This window comes from Capnocytophaga sp. G2 (genome assembly GCF_035282625.1).
In the GTDB taxonomy this organism is placed as follows: Bacteria; Bacteroidota; Bacteroidia; order Flavobacteriales; family Flavobacteriaceae; genus Capnocytophaga.
The window spans coordinates 1-20025 of record NZ_JAYKBU010000009.1; the positions used below are offsets into that span (position 1 = coordinate 1).

Annotated in this window: 19 protein-coding genes; 12 read left to right on the plus strand and 7 right to left on the minus strand. The window is 37.0% G+C overall.

Annotated features, from left to right (window positions below):
* Positions 1-186: 186 nt before the first annotated feature.
* From VJJ03_RS06370 to VJJ03_RS06425, 12 genes are all read left to right on the plus strand, one after another.
* The gene (locus VJJ03_RS06370; protein ID WP_009745237.1) at positions 187-546 is read left to right on the plus strand and encodes a hypothetical protein; all 360 of its coding nucleotides are present in this window, start codon (positions 187-189) and stop codon (positions 544-546) included.
* Positions 547-1590, plus strand: a complete 1044-nt coding sequence (locus VJJ03_RS06375; protein WP_323974501.1) for an FAD:protein FMN transferase — start codon at positions 547-549, stop codon at positions 1588-1590. It begins immediately after the preceding gene.
* Positions 1591-1664: 74 nt separating this feature from the next.
* Positions 1665-2231, plus strand: coding sequence for a YceI family protein (locus tag VJJ03_RS06380; RefSeq protein ID WP_323974503.1), 567 nt, complete (start codon positions 1665-1667; stop codon positions 2229-2231).
* 84 nt (positions 2232-2315) lie between these two features.
* Positions 2316-3011, plus strand: a complete 696-nt coding sequence (locus tag VJJ03_RS06385) for a YceI family protein (protein WP_009745240.1) — start codon at positions 2316-2318, stop codon at positions 3009-3011.
* A gap of 18 nt (positions 3012-3029) precedes the next feature.
* Positions 3030-5819, plus strand: coding sequence for a DNA polymerase I (polA, locus tag VJJ03_RS06390; RefSeq protein WP_323974505.1), 2790 nt, complete (start codon positions 3030-3032; stop codon positions 5817-5819).
* 10 nt (positions 5820-5829) lie between these two features.
* On the plus strand, positions 5830-6414 hold the full coding sequence (locus VJJ03_RS06395; RefSeq protein ID WP_009745242.1) for a GrpB family protein: 585 nt from the start codon (positions 5830-5832) through the stop codon (positions 6412-6414).
* 60 nt (positions 6415-6474) lie between these two features.
* Positions 6475-6615 (plus strand): hypothetical protein, encoded by a 141-nt coding sequence (locus VJJ03_RS06400; RefSeq protein WP_323974507.1) that lies wholly within the window; start codon positions 6475-6477, stop codon positions 6613-6615.
* Positions 6616-6779: 164 nt separating this feature from the next.
* The gene (locus VJJ03_RS06405) at positions 6780-8255 is read left to right on the plus strand and encodes a hypothetical protein (protein ID WP_323974509.1); all 1476 of its coding nucleotides are present in this window, start codon (positions 6780-6782) and stop codon (positions 8253-8255) included.
* A gap of 200 nt (positions 8256-8455) precedes the next feature.
* Positions 8456-9697, plus strand: coding sequence for a peptidase U32 family protein (locus tag VJJ03_RS06410; RefSeq protein ID WP_009745245.1), 1242 nt, complete (start codon positions 8456-8458; stop codon positions 9695-9697).
* A 29-nt stretch (positions 9698-9726) separates the two neighbouring features.
* Positions 9727-10485, plus strand: coding sequence for a GDSL-type esterase/lipase family protein (locus VJJ03_RS06415; RefSeq protein WP_323974511.1), 759 nt, complete (start codon positions 9727-9729; stop codon positions 10483-10485).
* Between the two features lie 10 nt (positions 10486-10495).
* Positions 10496-12631, plus strand: coding sequence for a S46 family peptidase (locus VJJ03_RS06420; RefSeq protein WP_009745247.1), 2136 nt, complete (start codon positions 10496-10498; stop codon positions 12629-12631).
* Between the two features lie 115 nt (positions 12632-12746).
* A complete protein-coding gene (locus VJJ03_RS06425; protein ID WP_323974513.1) occupies positions 12747-13805 on the plus strand; it encodes a DUF6688 domain-containing protein in 1059 nt (352 codons plus the stop codon).
* A 104-nt stretch (positions 13806-13909) separates the two neighbouring features.
* Here VJJ03_RS06425 and VJJ03_RS06430 read toward each other — a convergent pair whose 3' ends face one another.
* From VJJ03_RS06430 to VJJ03_RS06460, 7 genes are all read right to left on the minus strand, one after another.
* Positions 13910-14827, minus strand: a complete 918-nt coding sequence (locus VJJ03_RS06430; RefSeq protein WP_323974515.1) for an alpha/beta hydrolase — start codon at positions 14825-14827, stop codon at positions 13910-13912.
* Between the two features lie 16 nt (positions 14828-14843).
* A complete protein-coding gene (locus VJJ03_RS06435) occupies positions 14844-16166 on the minus strand; it encodes a Na+/H+ antiporter NhaC family protein (protein ID WP_323974517.1) in 1323 nt (440 codons plus the stop codon).
* Between the two features lie 71 nt (positions 16167-16237).
* Positions 16238-16855: a DUF4230 domain-containing protein gene (locus tag VJJ03_RS06440; RefSeq protein ID WP_323974519.1), complete on the minus strand. Its 618-nt coding sequence runs from the start codon at positions 16853-16855 to the stop codon at positions 16238-16240.
* Positions 16856-16959: 104 nt separating this feature from the next.
* A complete protein-coding gene (locus VJJ03_RS06445; RefSeq protein ID WP_009745252.1) occupies positions 16960-17967 on the minus strand; it encodes a GSCFA domain-containing protein in 1008 nt (335 codons plus the stop codon).
* A gap of 85 nt (positions 17968-18052) precedes the next feature.
* Positions 18053-18976 carry a helix-turn-helix transcriptional regulator gene (locus VJJ03_RS06450; protein ID WP_009745253.1) on the minus strand — a complete coding sequence of 308 codons (924 nt, stop codon included), beginning with the start codon at positions 18974-18976 and terminating at the stop codon, positions 18053-18055.
* A 95-nt stretch (positions 18977-19071) separates the two neighbouring features.
* Entirely contained in the window at positions 19072-19374 is a 303-nt protein-coding gene (locus tag VJJ03_RS06455; RefSeq protein WP_009745254.1) for a cyclic-phosphate processing receiver domain-containing protein, read from the minus strand.
* A gap of 186 nt (positions 19375-19560) precedes the next feature.
* Positions 19561-19728 carry a hypothetical protein gene (locus VJJ03_RS06460; RefSeq protein WP_162859668.1) on the minus strand — a complete coding sequence of 56 codons (168 nt, stop codon included), beginning with the start codon at positions 19726-19728 and terminating at the stop codon, positions 19561-19563.
* Positions 19729-20025 lie beyond the last annotated feature (297 nt).

Below are 20025 nucleotides of genomic sequence, written 5' to 3' on the forward strand. Positions count from 1 at the left end.
ATTAAACTTTAAAAAACCTAAAGATTTGTTCTACCAAAAGGCAAGCTGAAAAATTTCACTTGGAGGTGGAATTGGCAGGTACAAAAAATTAGCAGTTTTTCGTGGTAATTATCTATTAATTTCGTACATTTGCCCTTTGATCACAGAGGGTAGTAGTCCGTGGTCTGTCATTAATTATTAATAAGGATGCCGCTTACCGAACAAGAGTTACATAATTTAGCGATGAATATCGTAGGGGAGGCTTTGCAGGAGCTGGGCTGGGAGTTTCTCTTGGTCAATAGTAACCGCAAAAAGAACCCTCAGTTTGTCTGTATAGACCCCCAAGGGCAAAGGAGCTTTATCATAGTACGACCTATTTTGCAGGGAGACGATCCTGATGTGTATGACCCTATTCTGATGGAGGTAGTGTGCCGAAAGGCTCAAGAACATAAGGCGGATACCTATTGGGCAGGAGTTGGGCTCTATGATATATCGGACAAAAAGGCTCCCTTAGAGAAAGGAAAATCATATCAAGTAGAATTTAGAGGATTATTAAAGATTGAATAAATGAAATATCTGTACTGCCTATTGGTAACAGTGTTGTTACTTGCTTGTCAACATACAAATAAGGAAAATGTCTATTATATACGTGGTGAGGCACAGGGTACCACCTATGGGATTACCTATATTGCTCAGAGACCTATAGAGAAAGTTGCGGTGGATTCTATTCTGCGAGTGATAGACTTATCCATGTCTACCTATATAGACAACTCGCTGATTAGCAGGATCAACAAAGAGGAGAACTTACCTATAGATCCACATTTTGAAAAGGTTATTTCAGCTTCTTTTGATATATATAAACAGAGCAATGGCGCCTTTGACCCTTCTATAGGACAGTTGATCAACGCTTGGGGCTTTGGCAAAAAGGAGAACCACACTCCGCCAACTCAAAAGCATATAGATAGTCTACTCTCCCTTACAGGCATGGATAAGGTACATGTGGTGTCTACCTCCAAGGGTACCTTTATAGAGAAGGATAATCCTTATATACAATTGAATTTCAATGCGATAGCGCAAGGCTATACCTCCGATGTGATTGCTGATTATTTTCTTTCCAAGCACATTACCAACTTTATTGTAGAGGTAGGAGGGGAGCTTGTTATTCATGGGCAAAATACCCTCAAAGGCAAGTCTTGGACGATAGGTATAGACAATCCTTTGCAAGAACCTGATGAAGACAGGGAAATTGTCGCCACAGTGGAGCTAACTAATTGTGGTTTGGCTACTTCGGGTAATTATCGTAAGCTATGGACGGATTCGCTCACCGGGCAGAAGTATGTGCATACTATTAATCCTAAGACAGGTCGTCCACAGCCAAGTAACCTGCTGAGTGCTACTGTGATAGCTCCTTCGGCTATGCTCGCCGATGGATATGCTACAACGCTTATGGCTTTGGGAGGGGTGGAGGTAGCCAAGGCATTCCTTAAAGAACATAAGGAACTTAAAGCAGTGCTACTCTATTCTGATGAAGTACATAAGGGACAGATACAAAGGTATGTAACAGAGAACTTTAAAGTGGAATTTGAAAAAGCAACGGTGTCCGGAAACTGACTTTTAACAAATAAGCATTTGTTAGTTTCATTTTTATTATTACCTTTGCCAAAGATAATAAATTATAGATTTTTATGAGGAAATTACTAAACATTTTGATTTTACTTATAGCAACGGTTGCTATGGGACAAACAAAAAAACTTCAATTGGAAAGTAGTAACCTTCGATGGGAAGCGAAGAAAGTAATAGCCGGTGGACATAAGGGTACACTTACCTTTAAGTCCGGAGAGCTTATCTACAAAAATAACGAACTCGTAGGAGGTTCTCTCATAGTGGATATGAATTCCTTAGCAATTACCGATGAAGGAATGGATGCCAAAGGGAAGGCTAATTTGGTAAAGCATCTTAAGTCCAATGATTTCTTTTCCGTGAAGAAGTATGCCACTGCTTCTTTGGTGATTAAGGAGGTAACTAAGATCCAGAATGGCTATAAGGCTCAAGGTGAGTTAACTATAAAAGGGATTACAAAACCTTTAGATTTTGAACTGTTCAGAACGGCTACAGAAGGGCTTTCTTCAACTGTTGATATTGATCGTACACAGTTTGGTATTAAGTATGGTTCAGGGAGCTTCTTCTCTAATTTAGGAGATAAGGCGATTGAGGACAAATTTACTATTTATGTATATCTCTCTGTAAATTAGATTGGTTTATTGAGTTTTTCATATTTAAGAAAACCTTTGGTAAGAACTTTTACCAAAGGTATTTCATTCTAACCCTATTGAATAATGAGAAAGATTATTAATATATTCCTATTAACAGCTTTTTTACTTTGCTACTCTGTAGAAGGACAAGTGAAAAAAAAAGATAAGCCCAGAACATCCCAAACTGATAAAAAAAGAAATCCTAAAAAAACAATTACTTCCAATGCTAATAAAGGAAAAAGAGGGAAGGTAGTTTCTAAAAAACCAGTTTCTTATCCTATAGATATACAATCAAGTAGTATACAATGGACAGGAAAGAAAGTAATAGGGGCTTCACATCAAGGAGTACTTTCTTTCAAATCAGGACATTTGTTTCTTACTAAGGAAGGAAAGCTCAAAGGAGGTCGCCTGTTGGTGGATATGACCTCTATTGAAGTACTTGATCTTACGGATAATCGTAAGAATAAGTTAGAGGAACACCTCAAATCTGGTGATTTTTTTGCCACAAAAGAGTACCCTGTAGCCACTCTTGTGATGAAGGGTGTTACGGAAAAACCTAATAAAAGCTATCAAGTGCAGGCAGAAATGACTATCAGAGGGGTTACCAAACCGATTACTTTTTCCCTTTCCCCTGCTATTGCGAACCGGAGCTTTCAAGCCTCTCTTTCTATAGATAGAACCGAATATGGAGTAAGCTTTGCTGCAGAGAGTTTCTCTGATTATTTGGGAGATAAGGCAATTGACAAATTTTTCTCCCTTAATGTAACTATTATTTACTAACTAAATAGCCTCTTAAGAATGAAAAAATTATTTTTGTTAGATGCTTATGCCTTGATATTTAGAGGATATTATGCCTTTATCAAGAATCCTCGTATCAACTCTAAAGGAATGAATACCTCTGCCATAGTAGGTTTTATGAACTCCCTTTTAGAGGTTATTCGCAAGGAACAACCTCATCTTCTGGCAGTGTGTTTCGATAAGGGGGGTAGCCAACAGCGTTTGGCTATCTTTGATCAATATAAGGCTAACCGAGAGGAAACACCAGAGGCAATTCGTTTTGCGATTCCTTATATCCATCAGATTCTTAAGGCGATGCAGATTCCTATCATCGAAAAAGAAGGTTATGAGGCTGATGACATTATAGGTACTCTCGCCAAGCAAGCTGAAAAACAAGGATATACCGTATATATGGTAACTCCTGATAAGGACTATGGACAATTGGTAAGTCCTAATATCTTTATGTATAAGCCTGCACGAGGAGGTAAGGATACTGAAATATGGGGAGTAGAAGAAGTTAAGGAGAATTTTGGTGTAGATACCCCTGAACAAGTAATAGACCTTTTGGGGATGATGGGGGATGCGGTAGATAATATACCAGGACTGCCTGGAGTAGGAGAAAAAACGGCTCAAAAACTTCTTAAAGAGTTCGGTTCTATGGAAAATCTTTTAGCAAATACGGATAAGCTCAAAGGGAAACTACGTGAAAATATTCAGGCAAATAAGGATAAAGGCATTCTTTCCAAAACACTTGCACGTATTATCTTGGATGTTCCTGTAAGTTTTGATGAAAAAGACTTTGAACTTTCCTCTCCTAAGATGGAGGAGATCATCCCTCTTTTTGACCAGTTAGAGTTCCGTACCATGCTCACTACTCTGCAAAAGGCTTTCACAAAAGAGGAAACTCAACCCAACTTATTTTCTATAGGACAAAAAGCGACCAATAGTAGTATGATTACTAATCCTACACTCTTTGATATGGAAAATATAAAGAGGCTAAAAACAATCAAGGAAGTGCCGCATGAGTATCAATTACTTACAACACAGACGGAAGTAGAAGCCTTATTACCTGAGCTTTTAGCACAAAAAGAGGTATGTTTTGATACAGAAACTACTTCTTTAAATGAAATGGAAGCACAAATTGTAGGATTAGCGCTCTCGTATGAGATGCATAAAGGCTATTATATTCTTTTCCCAGAGGATTTCTCTCTTGCTAAACAATGGTTTTTACTCTTAAAACCTTTTTTTGAGAATGAAAGTATCCTTAAAATAGGACAGAATCTTAAGTATGATTTCAAAATATTAGCAAATTATGGTATAGAGGTCAAAGGAGAGTTCTTTGATACTATGATAGCTCACTATCTACTTAATCCAGATATGCGTCATAATATGGATTTGCTCTCGGAGGCTTACTTGGGATACAGCCCAATTTCTATTGAGACCCTCATAGGCAAGAAAGGAAAGGGACAACTTACCATGCGGGCTGTACCTGCTGAATTACAAAAGGAATATGCGGTAGAGGATACGGATGTAACCTTACAACTTAAGCATGTTTTCCTTCCTCTGCTTGAGAAAGACCAAATGCTTTCACTTTTTAGGAAGGTGGAGGCTCCCCTGGTAGAAGTATTGGCTCAAATGGAATATGAAGGTATTCGTGTAGATACTCATTTCCTTGCCCAGCTCTCTAAAGAGATAGCAGCAGACCTTATAGGACTTGAAAAAACTATTTTTTCTCAAGCAGGAGAATCTTTTAATCTCTCTTCCCCTAAGCAATTAGGAGATATCCTTTTTGAAAAATTGAAACTACTAAGTAAGCCTAAAAAGACTAAAACTGGACAATATGCGACCTCTGAAGAGGTACTCTCCGAGTTGGCTTCCAAGCATGAAATTGTTGCTAATGTACTTGAATTCCGTGCCTTGCAAAAACTCCAAAGTACTTATATAGAAGCCCTTCCTCGTGAGGTAAATCCTCATACCGGACGTATCCATACAACTTTTATGCAAGCAGTTACTGCTACGGGTAGGCTTAGCAGCAACCAACCTAATTTGCAAAACATTCCTATTCGTACCCCTCGTGGAAGTCAAATTCGTAAAGCCTTTGTGCCTCGTAATGAGGATTATACGCTTCTCTCTGCGGACTATTCTCAGATAGAGCTCCGTATTATTGCAGCATTAAGTGAGGAAGATCACATGATAGAAGCCTTTCTTGAGGGGCAGGATATTCATCGCTCCACTGCAGCTAAGGTCTTTGGGGTGCCTTTGGAGGCGGTAACCAAAGAGCAGCGTAGCCATGCCAAGACGGTTAATTTTGGAATTATCTATGGAGTATCTGCTATAGGATTGAGCCAGCAAACCTCCCTTAGTCGTAGCCAAAGTAAGGAACTTATTGACACTTATTATCAAACCTATCCTAAACTCAAAACCTATATAGAAAAGCAGATTTTCTTTGCTCGTGAACATGGTTATGTACAAACTATCCTGGGACGCAGGCGTTATCTTCCAGATGTGTATTCGCGAAATCAAGTAGTTAGAGGAGCTGCGGAACGCAATGCTGTGAATGCTCCTATACAAGGGAGTGCTGCCGATATTATTAAAATAGCTATGGTTCGCATCGCTCAGCGTATTCAGAAGGAAGGACTTGCTACTCGAATGCTTTTACAGGTACATGATGAACTTCTTTTTGATGTTCCTAAAAAAGAGTTGGAAGTAGCGAAGGCTCTTATTCGTGAAGAGATGGAAAATGCTTATACTCTTATCGTTCCTCTTATCGTGGAAATAGGAACAGGAAATAATTGGTTGGAAGCACACTAAATAATGACTAATGATCAAAGATGAACTCTCCAATCCACTGCTAAGAATGTCACTTGCTGAACTATGGGAATTATTTCCAATCATTCTTTCGCCTTTTGATCCACTTCGGAAAGAATGGTTTGAAGAAGAAAAGTTACTTCTTTTACAACGATTACCTTCTGATAAGGTGCAGAGAATTAGTCATATAGGTAGTACTGCTATTGGAGGAATATGGACAAAGCCTATTGTAGATATTCTTGTAGAATTGGATGTAACAACTTCATTTTCAAATATAAAGAAAATACTTCTTAAGGCAGATTATCTTCCCATGAGTGAGGCACCTACAAGGATTTCGTTTAACAAAGGATATACTTTACAAGGCTTTTCGGACAAAGTATTTCACTTGCATTTACGCTATGTGGGTGATAATGATGAATTATATTTTCGAGATTATTTGCAAGAACATTTGTTAGTGGCAAGGCAATATGAAGCACTTAAAATCTCCTTATGGAAACCTTATGAGCATGATAGAGATGCCTATACTGCTCATAAGACTGATTTCATAAAAAAGTATACACAAATAGCCAAGAAAATCTATAAAGGTCGTTATGAATAGAAGAATAATCTTCAGAATTCTAAAGTATTTTTTCTGAGGACTACTTGGCTTGTTAGGTTTTTGGTTACTAATATTTCCAATACTTTTGTATTGCAGGAGGGTAGGGGAGTGTTTGTCCTTACAAATGGTGTCTATGGAGATACCGATGTTTTTTATGAGACGTATGGGTGCTATCAGTTGTTTCTTACCTATAAGAATTGAACAAGTAAGATATTCAAAGACAGTGTTGTACGTTCTTGCAAGTAGACACACTTTGCTTTTTATATGATGCAAAATTATCAAGTAAAAAATTAACAGATTAATCATTAACCATTCATCATTAATTTTGTATTTTTGCGCCCTAATAGAAGTTAGTTATATTCTTTGTGAATCAGTCTTATTTTAAGCAATCTTTCTGTATATTACTCTTAGCCACTCTTCTCTTTGTAGGGTTAAAACCATATTTGCCTACACGTATTTTCCCAGAAGGGAAGCTTTCTTCTCCTAATATAGTGGTAGATAGCCTTATGCTTGAGGCATTAGCAGGTAAGGATATTGATGAAGTACTAAGCAAAAATGTGGATACTCTTTCTACAAAAGATATTCCTAAGCAGTCCTTTACGGACGCGCTAAAAGGAAATACATTGGATAATGATAATTTGCAACCTTTTTTTAGGAAATTGCAGCAATTGGAATCCACAGGAAGAGGGCATATTCGCATTGGCTATTTTGGAGACTCCATGACGGATGGGGATTATATTGTACAGGATTTAAGGGCTCTTTTCCAAGAAACTTTTGGAGGAAGTGGGGTGGGCTTTATTCCCATTACTTCAGAGTCAGCAGCCTCACGAGGAAGTGTAAGACACACTTATTCAAATAATTGGAAGAGAGAGTCCTATGTGAATGTGAAAAGACCTACACGTCCTTTCGGAATTGCAGGACAGGTGTTTTTTGTTAAAAGTCCTACTCTTACTTGGGTAGAATATAAAGCCTCCGGGCAACCTCATATCTCTCAAATGTATACTCCTACATTATTCTATGGAAGTTCAGGAAATACAGAAGGGTATATAGAGATCCGTTATAATGGAGATACTACACGGGTGATAAAGCCCTTAATAGCAGATAAGCGATTGAATACAATTACCTTAGCTCAAGGAAATGTAAAAGGATTGCGAATAAACTTTTTCAGAGCAGATTCCATTCCTATCTATGGAGTTAATTCCACAAATGCGGAAGGAGTGCATATTGATAATTTTTCCAGCAGAGGAAATTCAGGACTACCGTTGTCTCTCTTCAATACGAAGTTGATGCAAGATTTTGATACAGCTTTAGGTAATTATGATTTAATAGTGCTACATTTTGGAGCAAATGTGTTAAATTATGGCACATTGGATTATAGTTGGTATCAAAGAGGAATGACAAAGGTTATTAATCAGTTACGTACTTGCTTTCCAGAGGCTTCTTTTTTGATTATTTCTACGGCAGATAAGTCCTCCAAGTATGGTATGGAAATGAAGACAGATACAGCCGTAGAGCCTCTTTCCTTAGCACAACAAGCGTATGCAAAAGATACGCATTCAGGATTTATTAATCTGTATAAGCTCATGGGAGGAGAAGGTTCTATGCTCAAGTGGGTAGGAGCTAATCCCCCTTTAGCAGGAAAGGATTATACACACTTTAATGCACGAGGATCCAAAAAAGTGGCACAACTTCTCTATAAGGAACTGATAAAAGAATATCTTGCCTTTAAAAATCCTAAAGACACTCCAGAACAGATAGAACAGTTAATGCAAGCTTCCAAAGATAGCCTCCTACATAAAGGTTCCATCACAGACTTCCTAAAAAGGGAAGAAAAGGAATAGAGACCATCTGTAGTATAAAATCAATAAGACTGAGAAATAAATAGTTCTAAATAAAAAATAATAGAAACAGTATTAAAAATATTATATTTTTCTTTTAGGTTAAAAAGTATAAAAAATCTATTCCTAAATAGAAAAAACTTAAATTGAAATTTTGATATTCAAATAAATTACTGTAAATTTGTAACGTCTAACGAGAGAGAATGACAACAACGGGAAAGATAGAACTTATGGCTCCTGCAGGTAGCTTTGAATCTTTACAAGCTGCTTTGGATAATGGAGCGGATTCTGTATATTTTGGAGTAGAACAACTTAATATGAGGGCACGCTCTAGTATTAATTTTACTTTGGACGACTTGGACGAAATCTCCCGCCGCTGTACTCAAAAAAATGTTCGTACCTACCTTACCCTCAATACAATTATTTATGACCATGACCTTTCCATTATAAAAACGCTATTGGACAGAGCCAAACAGGCAAATATCACTGCAGTGATTGCGATGGATCAAGCAGTGATTGCTTATGCAAGACAGATAGGAATGGAGGTACATATCTCTACCCAAATTAATATTACCAATATAGAGACAGTAAAGTTCTATGCCCTTTTTGCGGATACTATGGTGATGAGTAGGGAGCTTTCTTTACGACAAATAAAGAAAATATGTGAACAAGTAGAACGAGAACAGGTGAAGGGACCTTCTGGAAACCTGGTGGAGATAGAAGTTTTTGGTCATGGAGCTTTGTGTATGGCAGTTTCAGGAAAATGTTATCTGAGTTTGCATTCTCATAACTCTTCAGCTAATAGGGGAGCTTGCAAACAGAACTGTAGGAAGAAATATACAGTAATAGACCAAGAAAGTGGTTTTGAAATAGAACTGGATAATGAATATATGATGTCCCCTAAAGACCTTTGTACTTTGGACTTTCTTGATCAAGTGATAGATACGGGTGCCAAGGTTCTTAAGATAGAAGGTAGAGGGCGAGCCCCAGAGTATGTGGCTACTGTTGTGAGAACATATCGTGAGGCTATTGATGCTTATTATGCAGGAACTTATACGAAAGAAAAAGTTTCAATATGGATGGAAGCTCTCTCTACAGTATATAATCGAGGTTTCTGGGGAGGATACTATTTAGGTCAGAAGTTAGGGGAATGGAGTGGAGTACCTGGTTCACAAGCTACGCAGAAAAAGGTATATATAGGCAAAGCAATGCATTTCTTTCCGAAAACAGGCATTTCTGAATTTAAGATAGAAGCCTTTGATATAAAGCGAGGGGATAAGCTCCTTATTACGGGTCCCACAACAGGAGTTAAGGAATGGGTTTTAGAGGATATGTATGTCAATGATATTCTTGCCGAAAGTGCTAAAAAAGGAGATTCCTGTACAATCTTTACAGAGTTTCGCACCCGACCTTCTGATAAGCTTTATAAGATGGTAAAGGCATAAGTGGAGAAAATATAAACAATATATAAGGTATGAACAGATTACATTCTTGGGCTAAAATACTGTTTATAGTATCCCTCTTGCTCTCTGCTTGCTCAAAAAAGGAGAACGGACAAGAGGAAAATAAAATACCTCCCAATACAAAAAAAGCTGATCCTCCTAAGGAATATCCAACGCCAGCTCCCATTATTAATTCTTTTGGAGTTTATTATGGACAGCGTCAAAGTCTCTTTGAAGTACTTCCTATTTCACAGGATGATGTAATTTTCTTAGGGAATAGTATTACTGATGGAGGAGAATGGATGGAACTTTTTGCGGATAAGAACATTAAGAATCGAGGAATTAGTGGGGATACAACAAAGGGTGTATATGCCCGTCTGGGGAATATTCTTAGGGGAAAGCCTAAGAAAATTTTCTTGATGATAGGAATTAATGATTTGGGACAGAATATTTCAGTGGAGACTGTGGCGGAAGGAATCAAAAATATTATTAAAAAAATAAGTACGGACAGTCCGCAAACTAAGTTATACGTACAAAGTATATTGCCTACTAATAATACCTTTGGAATATATCCTTCAGGATATATGAGGCATCAGTCTATTGCAGATTTGAATGAAAAAATAAAGAATCTTTGTAAGGAGAATGCACTTGTGTACATTGACTTATATAAGGAATTTGTAACACCAGGAACACAGTTACTGGATCCTGCCTATACCAATGATGGACTTCATTTGGTAGGGAAGGCGTATTTTAAATGGCGTGATCTTATTTTGCCTTTTGTAAAAGAATAAATTGTACTATATGAGAAGATTTTTTAAAATTGCCCTGTTATTAAGTGCATCGGTGATTTATGCACAACAGGGAGGAATGTGGATTCCTTCATTATTGGAAGGAATGAACGCTAAAGAGATGAAGACATTGGGAATGAAAATGACCGTTGCCGATATCTATAGCGTGAACAAATCAAGCCTTAAGGACGCAGCTCCTCACTTTAATGGAGGGTGTTCCTCTGAAATTATCTCCGATAAGGGATTACTTCTTACCAACCACCACTGTGGTTATGGACAAATTCAATCGCATTCTTCATTGCAGAATGACTATCTTACTAATGGTTTCTGGGCAAAGAGTTTTGCTGAAGAACTCCCTAACAAGAACTTGAAAGTTACTTTTATTGTTCGTATTGACGATGTTACCAAACAAGTACTTGCAGGTACTGCAAATATCTCTGATGAAACTCAAAAAGCAAAACTTATTGAAAAGAACATTGCAGATGTTATTAAAACAGCCCCTAAGGAAGCATGGCAAGACAATAGTGTAAAGGCTTTCTATGATGGAAATCAATACATTCTTTTTGTTACAGAAACATTCAAAGATGTTCGCTTGGTAGGAGCTCCTCCCTCTTCTATTGGTAAGTTCGGTTCTGATACTGATAACTGGGTATGGCCACGTCATACAGGAGATTTTTCCCTTTTCCGTGTATATGCTGATAAGAATAATCGTCCTGCTGAATATTCTAAAGATAATGTGCCTTATAAACCTAAACATTTCTTCCCTATTTCTCTTAAGGGAGTAAAAGAAGGGGATTTTGTATTAGTATTTGGTTATCCTGGAACTACTCAAGAATATTTACCTTCAGTAGCTGTAGAGCAAATCCAAAATGTAATTAATCCTGCCAGAATAGGCATTCGTGATGCAGCTCTAAAGGTACAAGATGGCTTTATGCGTAAGGATCAAGGTATCAAGATAAAATATGCATCTAAGTATGCACGTATTGCTAACTATTGGAAAAAATGGATTGGAGAAACTAAGGGACTTAAAAAATCTGATGCAGTGGCTCTAAAGAAACAACAAGAAATAAAATTCCAACAAGCTATTCAAAAAGCAAACAAACAAGCTCAATATGGTAATCTCCTTACTGATTTCAACCGTTTGTACAAAGAAATAGAACCTTATAACTTAGCTTATAACTTGTACAATGAATTAATGTTCCGTAATGTAGACTTCCTTGCCAATGGAGTACGTTTATTACAACTTCAACAAGTGTTAGATACCAAAGGTGAACAGGCTTTCAATGATAGAAAGAAAAACTTATTGGGTACCTTCCAAACTGTATTCAAGGACAATGTAAAACAAGTAGATAAAGAAGTTTTTGAAAAAGTAATTGTATTCTATGCAGAACATACTCCTAAGAACCTGCTTATTAGTAGTTTGCATAACTTCGATGCTAAACAGTTGTCAGATAAACTCTATGGTGGGTCTTTCTTAACTTCTTATGAAGGAGTGGAAAAGGTACTTGCTCTTTCTCCTACTGAGTTTAAAAATCAGTTAAAGAATGATGTAGGAGTTCAATTTGCTCGTGAACTAATGGATATGAATGAAAATCAAGTATATCCTAATTACAATCGCCTTAATACTCAGATTCGTGCTTTACAACGTACTTATATGAAGGCCATTTTGGAATTCTCCAAACCTTCTGACAGGATATTCCCTGATGCTAACAGTACTTTACGTGTAACTTATGGAAAGGTAGCTGGTTTCTCTCCTGCGGATGCTATTACTTATAGTGCTGGTACCACCTTAGAAGGAGTCATGGAAAAATATGTACCTGGTGATTATGAGTTTGATGTGCCAGCACATCTTCGTGATTTATATGCTAAGAAAGATTTTGGTCGTTATGGAAAGAATGGTAAGATGCCTCTTTGCTTCCTTTCTACCTGTCATACCACAGGAGGTAATTCAGGTAGTCCTGCTATAGATGCTAATGGAAACCTTATCGGTTTGAATTTTGACCGTGTATGGGAAGGTACTATGAGTGATATTCATTATGATCCTAAGCTATGTCGTAATATCATGGTGGATATTCGTTATGTGCTCTTTATTATAGATAAATATGCAGGAGCTAGTCATCTAATCAATGAAATGAAACTTATAAAATAAGGATTTTTTATTCATTTGTTTTTATTTTTAAATTAATTTTCATTACTTTGCCTTGTGGAGTGTCATTGTGTAAAATGAACTTCTGCAAGGCGAAGTTTTTAATATTTGATAGCTTATGTTTGGTTTTGTATTTGTCCTTGTCATTCTTATAGCCTTTTTGGCTGTAACTTTCTATATAGGAGTCTATTTGCATAAGCGGAATGTCCCTCTTTGGCAGTATCCTATAGCCCTATTGTATGTGTTATGTCTTTTGTTCTTCCTATTTTTCAGTTCGCTTTTTGGTGCTGAATATGCTACCGCTATAGATCCTATAGATGGTGGCTATGCCTTTATTTCAGGAGAGTATGGGCTTACTTTTATGATCTATTTCCTTTTGTATCATATAGCGCTTTGGACACTTTGGGTACGTAAGGCAAAGTTGCCGCCACTTCCCTTGGTACTTTGCTCATGTTTTTTGTATATAGGGATTGTACTGAATGTATGTATCGCCAGCCAACTCATAGGAGGGGAGCAATCTCAAAAAGAATTAGCTTCTTTTCCTATATTCAGCACCTTTATAGCGATATTGGTCATAGGTCGCTCGCTTATGGCTGTCAGAGAAGAACTCTCCACAAAAACCTTTAAGAATCGGTTACTCAATAAGCTCAATACATTCCTTTCTTCACGTTTTACGGTGCTTACTTGGTCAGTTGTTCTGGTTTTCCCCATCTTTGTACTCCTGACCTTACTGCTTATGATTTTTGGTCAAGACTATGATGCTGTGGTAAAAGGCTTTACTCAGACAACCACTTGGGCTTTCTCAGAGAAGGAGCATCCCCCTTATTTAGACCATAGTGGGCACTACCTTTGTACAGTAGCTGCTTGTGGCAGTCCACGCTTAGTGAAACCCTTACGTTGGGGTAAGCGAGGAGGCAGACCTATTATTGTGAATCGTCAGTTACAGATAGCTAATGCCTTTGAGGAACTCATCGCTGATTTTTCCCCTGTCCTGCACCACTTCTTGCGTACCAATTATGATAAGTATGGGTATGACCTCTCCCAAAAAATAAAGACTCCCATTGCCTCTAATATTACTTATCTGCTTATGAAACCTTTGGAATGGTTCTTTTTGCTTTGCTTATATACCTTCTGCCTACATCCTGAGAGGAAAATAGAAAGACAGTACATGGAATAGTTCTGAGTTGCTGACAATGAATCACTGCCTGCTATTCTTTTTGTTGGTGCAGTTCTTTAACCCATAAAAATACCCTATAAAAAGGAATTCTAAAGACAGGATCTTTACTCTTTGATGAACTGAGCAATACCATCTATAAGTTTATGAGAGATGGGCAGATTTGGATTTAGGTAAGATTGCTGGTTTTCTTGTGGTGTTTTTACTTCTTTCAACACATGATTCATTCCTTCTATGAGCAAGAGTTGTGCTCTGGATTGTGCCTCTTTGAGTAATTTTGCTTCCTTACTTTCCACTTGTAAATCATAAGTACCTTGTGTGATAAGTATGGGGATCCTTAGCTTTGCAATTTCCTTGGTAGGTTCATATTTGAACCAAGAGATAAGATAAGGCTGTACACTCTTTCTAAAGATAGGGGCTAAATAGGAAGAAACATTTTCTACAAGTTCTCCTTTCTTTAATTGATTAAGGATTTTCTGACTTTCTTCCTTGAGTTGAGGGGCATTCTTCTCTATTTGTTCTTCAATGAGGGTAGCACTACTATTGCCGGCTCCAGAAAGAGAAACAAACTTGTAGATTGGTGCCTTTTGAGCTACGAGAATTCCTATTAGAGCTCCCTCAGAATGTCCGATAAGAGTAATTTTCTTATACTTTTTCTTGAAATGATTCACCACTAAGAAAGCATCATTTACTTCATCTTCAAAAGTGAGTTTCTCCTCTTGTACAACACCCTTACTCATCTGTGCAATAATACGCTTATCATAACGGAATACATCGATTCCCTTCTCTGCTAATCCTTCAGCAAGATATTTTAAGGAATTATTTTTTAGTTGTGATTGATTGCCATCGCGATCAGTGGGTCCTGAACCTGCTATCAAGATAGCCAGTGAAGCATTTTTATGGTTTCCACTTGTTAAAAGCGTTCCGTTGATTTCTGGATCAATACTAATTTCTGTACTTTGGTAGTTTCTCTCTTGGGCAATAGCTCCAAAAACAGTACAAAAGAATAAGATAAATAGTTTCATGAGTATAATTTATAAATTATTTAAGTAAATTGTATCCTTTTTGTAGGGAGAGTCTTACAAAAAATAGGATAGTACAGAGTAACAGTAGCCAAATGTAATAAGTCTGAGTAATCATATTTGAGTAATCCACATTGACATCCAACAGTTTGATAAGTAATAATACTTGTGCTCCATAAGGGATTATTCCTTGTAAAATACAAGAAGAAATATCCAAAATGGAAGCTGTTTGTATAGGAGAAATGCCATATTTTTCACTAATATTCTTTGCCACGGGAGCACTAATAACAATAGACACGGTATTATTGGCTACAGCAGCATCAATGAGTGCTACTAAGAAACCTATTCCTGCAATAGCCCGTCCTTTGGTATTGATGAATTTCCCTATTTTTTGAGTAAGGAAGGAAATACCTCCCTCTCTTTCTATCATAGAAGCTAAACCTCCTGTAAAAAGAAATACTAAAAAGATATCATTCATAGAGGAAAAACCTTCATAGATAGTTTTACAATATTCTAAAAATCCAAAGGAACCATACCAGAATCCCAATATACCAGAAATAAAGGTACCGATGAGAAAGGTAACATATACATTGAGCCCTATTATGGCAAGTACAATAACGGTAATATATGGAAGTAAGTTTAACCACTGAATCTGAGTTTCCCCGTTACTTAAAAAGTGACCACTGGGATGAAGTGAAACTCCTATAATAATCAAGATTAAGATGGTGAGCAGGGAAGCAGGAAGAGCAATCTTTCCGTTCATACGGAACTTATCTTTCATTTCACAGCCTTGTGACTGGGTGGATGCAATAGTAGTATCTGAGATAAAAGAAAGGTTATCTCCGAACATAGCACCTCCTAAAAGTGCTCCTGCAATAAGTTCTACATTAACATTAGGTAAGGCAACAAAGCCTGCTGCGATAGGGGCTAAGCTCACTACTGCTCCTACGGATGTTCCTGAAGCAAAAGAAAGAAAAGAGGCAATTACAAATACACCTGCATATAGGTATTGTAAAGAGAGATAGTTCTTAGTAATTTCTACAAAGGTTTCTGTAGCTCCAATATGCTTGGTAACTACACTAAAAGCCCCTGATAGTAGTGCTATGAGGCACATCATTAGAATGCTGTGATTTCCACACCCCTTGATAAAGTTATTGACGTTTTGACTAATACCATTACGACGAAAAATGAAAAAAGCTACAATAATTCCTACCAATACGGCAATAGGAGCAGGAAATTCATAGAAACTTCCATACTGGACACCGCTCCACAAGAAAACAGCTACAAAAGTAATTAAGGGCAACAGTGCAATTCCATTTGCTTTTTTATCAACAGATAACATTATAAAATAATATTTTACAAACTAAGCTGCAAAGATAGAAAAAAAATCGTAATAGTGCTCATAAAATATATTTATTTTTTAATAGGGGCTAAAAGATCGCTTTCTTTTTCTATAGGAATATCTGTATATTCTAAGGTCCATCCCATAGAATGGGTAAGAATAAAAATCTTGGAAAGCTCTGTAAGCAAACGATTTTGAGCATTACTACGAAAAGAGGACTGCTCTATTTTTCTGGAAATAAGTTCTATTACTCGCTTATGGATTTTATTATGGTCTTCAGCGGTAAAGGGATTGAAGGAACTCTCCTCTATGTCATAGTATTGTATCTTGGGATATATCTTGAGTTCCTCTTTGGGAATATAGAGTAGGCGAACTACCTTATGAGGCTCATCTATTTCATAGCGAAGCTGATGTAGGTCATAGGAGATAGTAGCCTCTGCATTAATCACCACGAGAGCTTTTTTGTCAAAAGAAATCCAGTTATTAAGATATTTTTTAGCATCTTGATAGGTTAGTATTTCTGAAAAATAACCTTCGGTAACAACCAATTTACCAACATTTTTTATTTCTTGCTCAATAAGGGTGGTATTCTCTGAGAGCTTGCTATGGTCTTCTTCTTTCTTAAAGAAATATTGCCACAAAAGCACTACAATAACCCCAAGAAGAAGCCCTAATAATAGTTTTTTCATGGATTATAATTGTCTTTTTTTAGGTGCAAAAGTATAAAATAATATTAATCTTCACAAACTATAATCATTGATATTAATGTTTGATTTTTTCCTTATTCCATTAATCATTCATTGTCTCCTTTTGTAGTTTTAGGGAATTTGTCATTTATCATTAGGTAAGGGTATTTTTCCTGTAAAACCTTTATTTTCTGTTGGAGGTTTGCTTGAAATTGGCGATATTTTTCTCCTTCAGGATTAAAAGGGCGATGTGCTAAAGCTCTCTGAATATTTGCTACTTCTTGCATAAGGGACTGGGTAGAAGAAGTAAAGAATGTCTCGGCGAATCGTTCCCAAATGTATTGTATGGCTTGTTCATTTGGATGAAGCATATCTTCCTTGTAGAACCTATAATCCCGAAGTTCATCCATTAGGATTTCATAAGAAGGGAAGTAAAGGAGGTTTCCTGATTTGTTCTTCCCTCCAGTTCCTAAAAGTTCATGTATTGCACAGATAAGCAAGGATTTGCTTAGCAGATTTTCCTGAGCCCCATCTTTGAGATGCCTTACTGGAGAAACCGTAAAAATGATTCTTATATTGGGCTGTTTTTCTTGTACCAATTGCACGATATGCTTGAGAGAAGCTCTTATTTTTGATAGAGAAAGTAAATGTTTTTTGAAAATGATCTGAGGTTGTTTATGACAGTTAGCCACAATAGTTCCTGTAGGCAAATGTTCATATACCCATGCGGTACCCAGCGTAATGATTAAAAAGGAAGCTTCTGTAAGAGCTTTGCTAAAATCAATCAATGAAGTGTTTAGCTGACTTAGTAGAGTAGGGAGGGAGGAGCTTGCCCACTGGGAATGCAGATCAAAGGACAGCCATAGGTCGTCCTGAAGAAAGAAATCTGCCTCAGTAAAGGGCTGTTCCAAACATGTCCGTTGAAGGCTTTTTTCAATGGAGAGAGGGTGAAAGAGTGTTCCAAAAGGATTTTTAAAAGAAGGAAACTTATAATAGTCAAGCCTCTCTTGTAAATGGGAAGCAAAGCATGAGCCTATACTTATAATGGAATCAGTATAGGAAATTTTGAAAGAATCCGCCACCGAGGGAATGTGTATTTTAGTGATAAAATCCATAAGTATTTAGTTCCTTGAAGAGTTGTTCATTTTTTAAGTTATCAGTTCACTGATTTTCTGATAAGTAAATTACCTAGTTGGCTTATTAGCAATATTGTTCATATCCTTTTTTAAGGAGTTCCTTGACTTGCTTAGCTAAGGAGGAAGGTGCTTGCACCTTTACATACTGGCTACGAGAACATATTTCCATTACAAAATCATAAGTGGGAATGAGCCTCAAGCGAATACGAACTTCCTGCTCATTATCTTCTAAGATTTCTTGAGAAGGATGCAAAGGTAAAGTTTTGATGTACTGTCCCTGTTCATGGTTAAAAGAGAGAATAATCTCTTGTGGCTTCTCCTCTGTAGTAATAGATATGCCAAAAGTATTGCGAAAGAGAGATTCAAAATCTACCTCTCTTCGTTTTACAGGGAGGTACAGAATCTCTAAATTGGAGATACGGTCTAAGCCAAAACTCTTGAGTTGCTTACCATCCTCATAATCCTCTCCGATTAGGTACCAACGGCGTTTGTATTCCTTGATCGCATAAGGGATTACCTTACGCAAGTGAGGGGTTCCCTCCCAGAACTTCGTGTAATTGAAACTGACTACTACACTTTCCTGTATTGCCTCAATGATATCCTCCAAGAATCGCAGGGAGCTATACTGTTGTCGTTCGAAAAGGAGAATATTAGAAAGTTCCTTGCTGCGGCGATAAGCGTCCATAAGTAGGAGATTGTCAAAGAACGCATATTTGTTAGCAAAGTCATTCTCTTCCAAGTGCCATTTCTTATTCTCGAAAACAATCTCCACCTCAAAGAGTGACTCCAAGAGACGTCGGTCACGCTGGAAAGTTTTCTCACTAAAGCGAAAGGACTCATTTTGCAAACGTCCTGCATCATATTCGTTCTCATGGATATTCTTCAGGCGACTTTTAAGTTCCTCATAGGTAAGCCCTCCACTTTCCTTGAATTTCTCTAACTCTTTGATGATACGAACCAAACGAAATATTTGTTCTGTTTTTGCCATTTGTTTTTAGTTTTGTGCAAAGATAAGATATTAAGTGGACAAACTACGACCAAGTAAGTGAAAAGTTTAGAGTGAAAAATTTCTTCTATCCATACCTACAACGGAGGAATCAACTCAAAACTTCTAAAGTTCTCCAATAAGTGTTCTATATTTTCCTTGCCTACAGGGTTTTGACTGTGCACTTTATAATCGGGCAGGGGAAGCTGGTGTGCTATGCAGTACTCTACTAAGTACTTAGCACAGTCATAGCCCGAGAATTCTTCCCCTAAATCGTGGTCAAAGGAAATAAAATCAGGTAAGCCTTTTCTCTCAAGATAGGCCACAAACTCCTGGTAGCTATAAACACGGTCAAAACCCTCTGGGGTAGGGCGAAGGTCATCTAAATAAAGCATAGTCATTAATGGTTAATTCCTCATTTTTCGCTGCAAAGGTAGGATGCTAAAAGGACAAACTATGACCTGATAATTGTTAATTCTCTGTTTTTGGTGCAAAGATATACACGAAGCTGGACAAGTTATGACCATATGTAATATTTTTTATTCAAAATATCCCCACTTTTCTCAGGAGTGGGGAGGTTTGTAGTTTTATTGTTCGGAGGCTTCATTTATTTTTTTGAAGAGCGCTACAATTTCTGGTTTGTTAGTGTATTTCTGAAGTATTTTTGTAAGTTTCTCAACTACTTCATATTTTGAGAAGCCTGACTCTATAAATTTGCCTACTCCTGAAGAGAAAGAATTATTCTTTAATTTCATAATATAATCTGTGCTATCTTCAACCCATTCAAAGTCTTCAGAGAAAGATTCAAGAAAAATGGACTTATATTGTTCTTTTTTACTACCAAAATCTCTTTTCCAAAGACAAAATCCTTTATTATAATAAGGATAATACAAGAAAATTAGATCCTTGTTTTATAGTACATTTATCTCAAATATCTTTGTTTTAAAAATTTGCGATAAATATACAAAATTTTTATGACATGTATTTCCTTTTTGTCTATAAAATTCTATGGAGTTACTTTCCTGCCCTTTTTCGCTGCAAAGATAGGCAAC

Coding starts and splice junctions, on each gene's coding strand:
- VJJ03_RS06435 (WP_323974517.1), bottom strand. CDS start 16,166: ATGTTATCTGTTGATAAAAAAGCAAATGGAATTGCACTGTTGCCCTTA.
- VJJ03_RS06410 (WP_009745245.1), top strand. CDS start 8,456: ATGACAACAACGGGAAAGATAGAACTTATGGCTCCTGCAGGTAGCTTT.
- VJJ03_RS06455 (WP_009745254.1), bottom strand. CDS start 19,374: ATGACTATGCTTTATTTAGATGACCTTCGCCCTACCCCAGAGGGTTTT.
- VJJ03_RS06415 (WP_323974511.1), top strand. CDS start 9,727: ATGAACAGATTACATTCTTGGGCTAAAATACTGTTTATAGTATCCCTC.
- VJJ03_RS06395 (WP_009745242.1), top strand. CDS start 5,830: ATGATCAAAGATGAACTCTCCAATCCACTGCTAAGAATGTCACTTGCT.
- polA (WP_323974505.1), top strand. CDS start 3,030: ATGAAAAAATTATTTTTGTTAGATGCTTATGCCTTGATATTTAGAGGA.
- VJJ03_RS06380 (WP_323974503.1), top strand. CDS start 1,665: ATGAGGAAATTACTAAACATTTTGATTTTACTTATAGCAACGGTTGCT.
- VJJ03_RS06445 (WP_009745252.1), bottom strand. CDS start 17,967: ATGGATTTTATCACTAAAATACACATTCCCTCGGTGGCGGATTCTTTC.
- VJJ03_RS06450 (WP_009745253.1), bottom strand. CDS start 18,976: ATGGCAAAAACAGAACAAATATTTCGTTTGGTTCGTATCATCAAAGAG.
- VJJ03_RS06430 (WP_323974515.1), bottom strand. CDS start 14,827: ATGAAACTATTTATCTTATTCTTTTGTACTGTTTTTGGAGCTATTGCC.
- VJJ03_RS06425 (WP_323974513.1), top strand. CDS start 12,747: ATGTTTGGTTTTGTATTTGTCCTTGTCATTCTTATAGCCTTTTTGGCT.
- VJJ03_RS06370 (WP_009745237.1), top strand. CDS start 187: ATGCCGCTTACCGAACAAGAGTTACATAATTTAGCGATGAATATCGTA.
- VJJ03_RS06460 (WP_162859668.1), bottom strand. CDS start 19,728: ATGAAATTAAAGAATAATTCTTTCTCTTCAGGAGTAGGCAAATTTATA.
- VJJ03_RS06440 (WP_323974519.1), bottom strand. CDS start 16,855: ATGAAAAAACTATTATTAGGGCTTCTTCTTGGGGTTATTGTAGTGCTT.
- VJJ03_RS06420 (WP_009745247.1), top strand. CDS start 10,496: ATGAGAAGATTTTTTAAAATTGCCCTGTTATTAAGTGCATCGGTGATT.
- VJJ03_RS06375 (WP_323974501.1), top strand. CDS start 547: ATGAAATATCTGTACTGCCTATTGGTAACAGTGTTGTTACTTGCTTGT.
- VJJ03_RS06385 (WP_009745240.1), top strand. CDS start 2,316: ATGAGAAAGATTATTAATATATTCCTATTAACAGCTTTTTTACTTTGC.